This window comes from Acidimicrobiia bacterium (genome assembly GCA_035651955.1).
In the GTDB taxonomy this organism is placed as follows: domain Bacteria; phylum Actinomycetota; class Acidimicrobiia; order IMCC26256; family JAMXLJ01; genus JAMXLJ01.
This window is the reverse complement of the sequence record DASRES010000004.1, coordinates 41,347-47,474: the sequence shown is the minus strand read 5'-3', so window position 1 is coordinate 47,474 and position 6,128 is coordinate 41,347. Positions and strand designations below refer to the sequence as shown.

Here is a 6,128-nt window from a genome sequence, read left to right as displayed (position 1 = left end):
CAGGTTGTCGAACGTGTGCGAGATCGTCGCGGTCAGCACGAGGGTGCCGGAGACGAACGCGACCCCGAGCATGACCGCGACGCCGGTCAGCAGGAACCGGACCTTGCGCGCGAGGACGTTCTTGATCGTCAGCTTCCACATGGCGCGCTACTCCCCGAGGCCCTTCATCCGGTCGAGGATCGCTTCCGGTGTCGGGTCGGCCATCTCGTCGACGATGCGACCGTCCGCGAGGAACACCGCGCGGCTCGCGTAGCTCGCCGCGCCCGGGTCGTGCGTCACCATCACGATCGTCTGGCCGAGCTCGCGCACGGCGCTGCGCATGAAGCTCAGGATCTCCGCGCCGCTGCGCGAGTCGAGGTTCCCGGTCGGCTCGTCGGCGAAGATCACGTGCGGCCGGCTGACGAGCGCGCGCGCGACCGCGACCCGCTGCTGCTGACCACCGGACAGCTCGTGCGGACGGTGCGACAGGCGGTCGCGCAACCCGACGGTGTCGATCACGGTGTCGAGCCACGCCTGGTCGGGCTTCCGCCCGGCGAGCGACATCGGCAACGTGATGTTCTCGATCGCGCTCAGCGTCGGGATCAGGTTGTACGCCTGGAAGACGAAGCCGATGCGGTCGCGGCGTACGAGCGTGAGCTGCTTCTCCGACAGCGAGCTGATGTCGATGTCGCCGAGGAACACCTGGCCGGACGTCAAGCGGTCGAGACCGGCGAGGCAGTGCAGCAGCGTGGACTTGCCCGAGCCGGACGGGCCCATGATCGCCGTGAACGCGCCGCTCTCGAACGACACCGTGATGCCGTCGAGCGCGCGCACCGCGGCCTCGCCGGCGCCGTAGATCTTGCGGGCGTCGACCGAGCGGGACGCGACGCCGGTCGTCGTCGAGGGCTGCGTTGTCGAGGTCACATCGCCTCCAGGCGGGGGTCGGCGGAGACAGGAATGCGAGCGGCCGCGGGGGACGGCCGGCGCGGACGACGATACGTGCTCGCGCTGGTCCCGTCGTCGCCGAAAATCGTGATCGTGCGTCGTCCTGGCGACGACGGCGCGTCCTACCGGGGGAGGACGCGCGTGACGCCGGTCAATCCGGGCTCACCATCTCCTGCTCGTGATCGCGCTCGCTGCGTGGCGAGGCGTCCGCCGTCCGGGCGTTCGCCGACCCGTCCGGGCGGTCGGCCGGCGCGGCGCGACGGCCGGCGACGACGAACCAGGTGATGCCGACGAGGCAGATCGCGATGCTGACCCACGCGTTCAGCCGCAGCCCCGCGATGTGGTGCGCGGGATCGATCCGCATGTTCTCGAACCAGAAGCGGCCGAACGTGTACAGCGCGACGTAGAGCGCGAACAGCTGGCTCTTGCGGAGCCGGTAGCGGCGCTCGACCCACAGCAGGATGCCGAAGATCGCGAGGCACCACAGCGACTCGTACAGGAACGTCGGCTGGAACGTCGAGTACTGCGTGTAGCCGGCCGGCCGCTTCGCGGGTGAGATCTCGAGGCCCCACGGCAGAGTCGTCGGCTTGCCGAAGAGCTCCTGGTTGAACCAGTTGCCCCACCGCCCGATCGCCTGCGCGAGGACGAGGCCGGGCGCCATCGCGTCCATGATCCCGAGCGTGTCGAGGTGCCGGTGCCGGGTGAGGACGATCACCGCGAGCATCCCGCCGCCGACCGCGCCCCAGATCCCGAGGCCGCCGTCCCAGATCTTGAACGCCTTCAGCCAGTCGTGCGTGTACAGCTCGTAGTCCGTCGCGAGGTGGTACAGGCGCGCCCCGACGACGCCCGCGATGACGACCCACACCGCGATCTCGGTGATGTCCTTCGGGTCGTGACCCATGCGGCCCCACCGCTTCTCCGCCAGCCAGACCGCGACGAGGACGCCGATCGCGAGGCAGAGCCCGTAGGCGTGCAGCGGGATCGGGCCGAGGTGGAGGATCCCCTTCGACGGGCTGGGGATCGAGCCGAGCAGCAGCGTGAGCGGTGAGGGCACCGGCCGTCACTGTAGGCGTCGACCGTCGCCCCGGCGGCTGCGCCCCCGGTTCAAGAACGCGGCCCGCGCGCGCCGATGACCAGACGTGCGACGGATCGTGCTCGTGTCGGTCGTGATCCTCGTGTCCGCGCTCAGCGCGTGCGCGACGGTCGCGCAGCCGCCCACCGCGGGTTCGCCGGCGATGGTCGAGAACGGGTCGCTCGGCGGGTGCCCGGTCTTCCCCGCGGACAACGCGTGGAACACGGACGTGTCGTCGTTGCCCGTCGCGGCGGGCTCGGACGCGTACGTCGCGAGCATCGGGCTGACCGGACACCTGCACGCCGACTTCGGTGGTGGCGGCGCGTACGGCATCCCGTACGTCGCGGTCCACGCGCAGCCCGGCGTGCCCGTCGACTTCACGGCGTACGGCGACGAGAGCGACCCCGGGCCGTATCCGGTGCCGCTCGCCGCGCCGGTCGAGGGCGGCGCGTCGAGTGACGGCGACCGACACGTCCTCGCTGTCGACGTCGACCACTGCCGGCTCTACGAGATGTACCGGGCGTTCCCCGAGGGGGACCACTGGAACGCCGACTCGGGCGCGGTGTTCGACCTCCGGTCGGATGCGCTCCGTCCCGACGGGTGGACGTCCGCCGACGCGGCCGGCCTGCCGATCCTCCCCGGCCTCGCGCGCTACGACGAGGTCGCGTCGGGCGCGATCCATCACGCGCTCCGGTTCACCGTGGCACGGACGCAGCGCGGCTACATCCATCCCGCGACGCACGACGCGTCGTCCTCGACCGATCCGTCGTTGCCGCCGATGGGGCTGCGGCTGCGGCTGAAGGCGAGCTTCGACGTCACGCCGTACCACGGGGAGGCGCGCGTCATCGTCGACGCGCTGAAGCGCTACGGGATGATCGTCGCCGACAACGGGAGCAACTGGTACGTCACGGGCGCCGCCGACGCGCGCTGGAACGACGACGACCTGAACCAGTTGAAGACGGTCCCGGGGTCGGCGTTCGAGGCGGTCGACACCGGACCGATCCTGCACTAGCGCGTTACGCGCGCGTGGCCGTTCGTCGAGGGCGTCGCCGTCGCGGCGGCCGTGAGCACGCGCTGCTCGAGCACGTAGTCGACGACGCCGTACGCGACCGCGTCCTCGCCGCGCAGGATGAAGTCGCGATCGATGTCGCGCTCAACCTGGTCGCGCGTCTGGCCAGTGTGACGCGCGAGCGCGTCGACCATCGCGCCCCTCTGCGCCGCGACCTCGCGCGCGGCGATCTCGATGTCGGTGGACTGCCCCTGGACGCCACCGTGCGGCTGGTGCATCAGGACCCGTGCGTGCGGGAGGATCGCCCGCTTGCCCGGGGCGCCGGCGGCGAGGATGACGGCGGCCGCGGACGCCGCTTGACCGACGCACGTGGTCGCGACGTCCGGTGCGACGTGCTGCATCGTGTCGTAGATCGCGAACAGCGCGGTCATCTCGCCGCCCGGGCTGTTCACGTACAGGTTGATGTCGCGTTCCGGGTTCGCCGCCTCGAGGTGCAGGAGCTGCGCGACGACGAGGTTGGCGCTGTCGCCGTCGATCTCGGTGCCGAGGAACACGACCCGTTCCTGCAGCAGGCGGGAGTAGACATCGAACGCGCGCTCGCCGCGGGGACTCTGCTCGATCACGGTCGGGACGAGGACGTGCGCCACGGCTCGCAGCTCCTGTTCGTAGATGTGCAACCGGCTGGTTGCACCGTACCCGACCGGCGCGGAATGTGCAACCATGGGGTTGCACACCGTCGAGGAGGTCGAGGAGGCCGACATGCCGGAACCGCTCGTGACCACACGCGAGGTGCAGATCGCGGCCGCACCCGCCGAGGTGTGGGACGCGCTCGCGGATCCCGACGCGCTGTCGGCGTGGTTCGACGCCGAGGCCCGCCTCGACCTGCGCCCCGCCGGGACCGGGCGGTTCGTCACCGAGGACGGCGAGACGCGTCTCGCGGTGGTCGAGGAGGTCGACGCCCCCCGTCACGTCGTCTTCACGTGGTGGCCGGTCGGTGGCGCGGCACGCGGCCCCGACCCGGACCACAGCCGCGTGACGATCGACATCGAGCCGACCGAGGACGGCAGCCGTGTCCGGGTCACCGAGGAGGCGGTCGCGCTCGCGACACGCGCGTACACGCGCCCAACGCATGCGCGTCGCGCACGGGCACGCGCGCTCGCGTCGCGATGAGCGATCGCGTGCGCACGACGTCCGCCGACGCCGTGTTCCAGGCCCTCGCCGACCCCACGCGCCGCGCCGTGCTCGGCGAGCTCGCCGGCCGGGCAGCCGGCACCACGGCGAGCGAGCTGGCCCGCCCGCTGCCCGTCAGCCGTCAGGCCGTCGTGAAGCACCTCCAGGTCCTCGCCGATGCCGGCCTCGTGGAAGCCGAGCGCGCGGGACGCGAGGTCCGGTTCCACGTGCAACCGGAGCCGTTGCACGACGCGGTCGCGTGGATCGCGGACGTCGGCGGCCGCTGGGACCGGCGCCTGCAACGCTTGAAGGCACAGCTCGAGCGCCGCTGACGTCGCGCAGCGGAATCACGCGAGACGCGTGACGGTCGCGCCAGTAGCCTCCCGGCCCGTGGAGATCGCGATCCTGCTGTTCGACGGCTTCACCGCGCTCGACGCGATCGGACCGTACGAGGTGCTGACCCGCGTGCCGCGCGCCGAGGTGTCGTTCGTCGCGGCCGAGGCGCGCGTCCACCGCGACATGTGCGGTGCCGGCATCGTCGCGGACCGGGTGATCGACGACGTCGTCGCGCCCGACGTCGTCGTCGTGCCGGGCGGGCCGGGCGAGGTCGCCGTGCGCACGAACGACCACGTGCTCTCCTGGTTGCGCGCGGTGCACGAGACGACGACGTGGACGGCGTCGGTGTGCACCGGGTCGCTCGTCCTCGCGGCCGCAGGCCTGCTCGACGGCGTGCCCGCGACGTCCCACTGGCTCGCGCGGGAGGAGCTCGCGCGCCTCGGCGCGGACCCGGTGTCGGCGCGTGTCGTCGTCGACGGTCGGATCATCACCGCGGCGGGCGTGTCCGCGGGCATCGACATGGCGCTGCTGCTCGCCTCGATGCTCGAGGGCGACCTCGTCGCCCAGGGCATCCAGCTCTCGCTCGAGTACGACCCGCGACCCCCGTTCAACGCAGGGTCACCCGACGTCGCGCCGCCGGTCGTCGTCGAGCTCGCACGCGCGAAGTCACGCTTCGCGCGCGCACGCGCCTGACGATCTTTGTGCGTCGTCGAACCTTTGTGCGTCGTTGAACGTCGCCATACGACAACGAGCGACGCACGAACGCTGGGGTGAGCGCTACTTCACCAGGCGGGAGAGACGGCGGTCGGCCAGGACCTTCCCGCGCGTCTGGCACTTCGGGCAGTACGTGATCTCGTAGGAGTCGTACGAGATGCGGCGCAACCCGTCGCCGCACACCGGGCACGGCTGGCCGTAGCGGCCGTGGACGCTGAAGCGGTCTCCGAGCTTCGCGGCCGACAGGCCGCCCTCACGCCGGCGCTCCCCTTCGAGCGCGGCGTCGAGGATCTCGTGCAGCGCGCCGAGGAGCGTCTCGCGCTGCTCCGCGGACAGCGACGCGAGCGTCGCCGTCGGCGAGATCCCGGCGCGGTGCAGCGCGTCGTCGGCGTAGCCGCGCCCGACGCCGGACACCGTCCGCTGGTCGCGCAGCACGGTGTGCACGCGGCGCCGGTCGGTGCCGTTGCGGATGACGTCGTCGAACCCCTCCGAGCCCGGCTCGGGGCCGAGCTTCTCGAGCGGACCGTCGTCGCCCTCGCCGAGGACCCACCACCCGGCCTTGCGCTCGGTCCCGTGCTCGCGGACGAGGAGCGCGCGCCCGTCCTCGAAGCGCATGCGCATCACCGCGCCCTTGGGACGCGTCTTCTTCGCCTGCTCCTCGACGTCCAGCCGGCCGGCCTGTGACAGGTGCACCAGCACGCGCGGCCCGCGGAGGTCGAGCACGACGTACTTGCCGCGCCGGCCCACCGAGGCGACCTCGCGACCGACGAGCGTGTCGGGTGACGGCAGGACGGTCTTCAGCCCGCTGAAGCCGAGCACGTCGATGCCCGCGACGCGCGCACCCGCGAACGTCGCGTCGAGCCGTTCGGCCAACGCCTGGACCTCGGGGAGCTCGGGCACGGC

Annotated in this window: 8 protein-coding genes; 4 read left to right on the top strand and 4 right to left on the bottom strand. The window is 72.0% G+C overall.

Annotated elements, in window-relative coordinates:
• Positions 1 to 147: 147 nt before the first annotated feature.
• On the bottom strand, positions 148 to 903 hold the full coding sequence (locus VFC33_01530) for an ABC transporter ATP-binding protein (protein ID HZR11906.1): 756 nt from the start codon (positions 901 to 903) through the stop codon (positions 148 to 150).
• Positions 904 to 1,075: 172 nt separating this feature from the next.
• Positions 1,076 to 1,978: a prolipoprotein diacylglyceryl transferase gene (lgt, locus tag VFC33_01525; protein ID HZR11905.1), complete on the bottom strand. Its 903-nt coding sequence runs from the start codon at positions 1,976 to 1,978 to the stop codon at positions 1,076 to 1,078.
• Positions 1,979 to 2,159: 181 nt separating this feature from the next.
• Here lgt and VFC33_01520 point away from each other — a divergent pair, with 181 nt between their 5' ends.
• Positions 2,160 to 3,008: a hypothetical protein gene (locus VFC33_01520; protein HZR11904.1), complete on the top strand. Its 849-nt coding sequence runs from the start codon at positions 2,160 to 2,162 to the stop codon at positions 3,006 to 3,008.
• Here VFC33_01520 and VFC33_01515 read toward each other — a convergent pair.
• Complete coding sequence (locus VFC33_01515) at positions 3,005 to 3,652, bottom strand: ATP-dependent Clp protease proteolytic subunit (GenBank protein HZR11903.1); 648 nt, start codon at positions 3,650 to 3,652, stop codon at positions 3,005 to 3,007. The genes VFC33_01520 and VFC33_01515 overlap by 4 nt on opposite strands.
• Before the next feature lie 73 nt (positions 3,653 to 3,725).
• Between VFC33_01515 and VFC33_01510 the strand changes: the two genes are divergently transcribed.
• The 3 genes from VFC33_01510 to VFC33_01500 are packed head-to-tail and all read left to right on the top strand — an operon-like array spanning position 3,726 to position 5,204.
• Positions 3,726 to 4,175 carry an SRPBCC domain-containing protein gene (locus VFC33_01510; protein ID HZR11902.1) on the top strand — a complete coding sequence of 150 codons (450 nt, stop codon included), beginning with the start codon at positions 3,726 to 3,728 and terminating at the stop codon, positions 4,173 to 4,175.
• A gap of 8 nt (positions 4,176 to 4,183) precedes the next feature.
• Entirely contained in the window at positions 4,184 to 4,507 is a 324-nt protein-coding gene (locus VFC33_01505) for a metalloregulator ArsR/SmtB family transcription factor (protein ID HZR11901.1), read from the top strand.
• Positions 4,508 to 4,565: 58 nt separating this feature from the next.
• A complete protein-coding gene (locus VFC33_01500) occupies positions 4,566 to 5,204 on the top strand; it encodes a DJ-1/PfpI family protein (GenBank protein ID HZR11900.1) in 639 nt (212 codons plus the stop codon).
• Positions 5,205 to 5,288: 84 nt separating this feature from the next.
• Here the strand turns inward: VFC33_01500 and VFC33_01495 are convergent, their stop codons facing one another.
• Positions 5,289 to 6,125 (bottom strand): DNA-formamidopyrimidine glycosylase family protein, encoded by an 837-nt coding sequence (locus VFC33_01495; GenBank protein ID HZR11899.1) that lies wholly within the window; start codon positions 6,123 to 6,125, stop codon positions 5,289 to 5,291.
• Positions 6,126 to 6,128 lie beyond the last annotated feature (3 nt).

Coding starts and splice junctions, on each gene's coding strand:
- VFC33_01520 (HZR11904.1), top strand. CDS start 2,160: ATGGTCGAGAACGGGTCGCTCGGCGGGTGCCCGGTCTTCCCCGCGGAC.
- VFC33_01510 (HZR11902.1), top strand. CDS start 3,726: ATGGGGTTGCACACCGTCGAGGAGGTCGAGGAGGCCGACATGCCGGAA.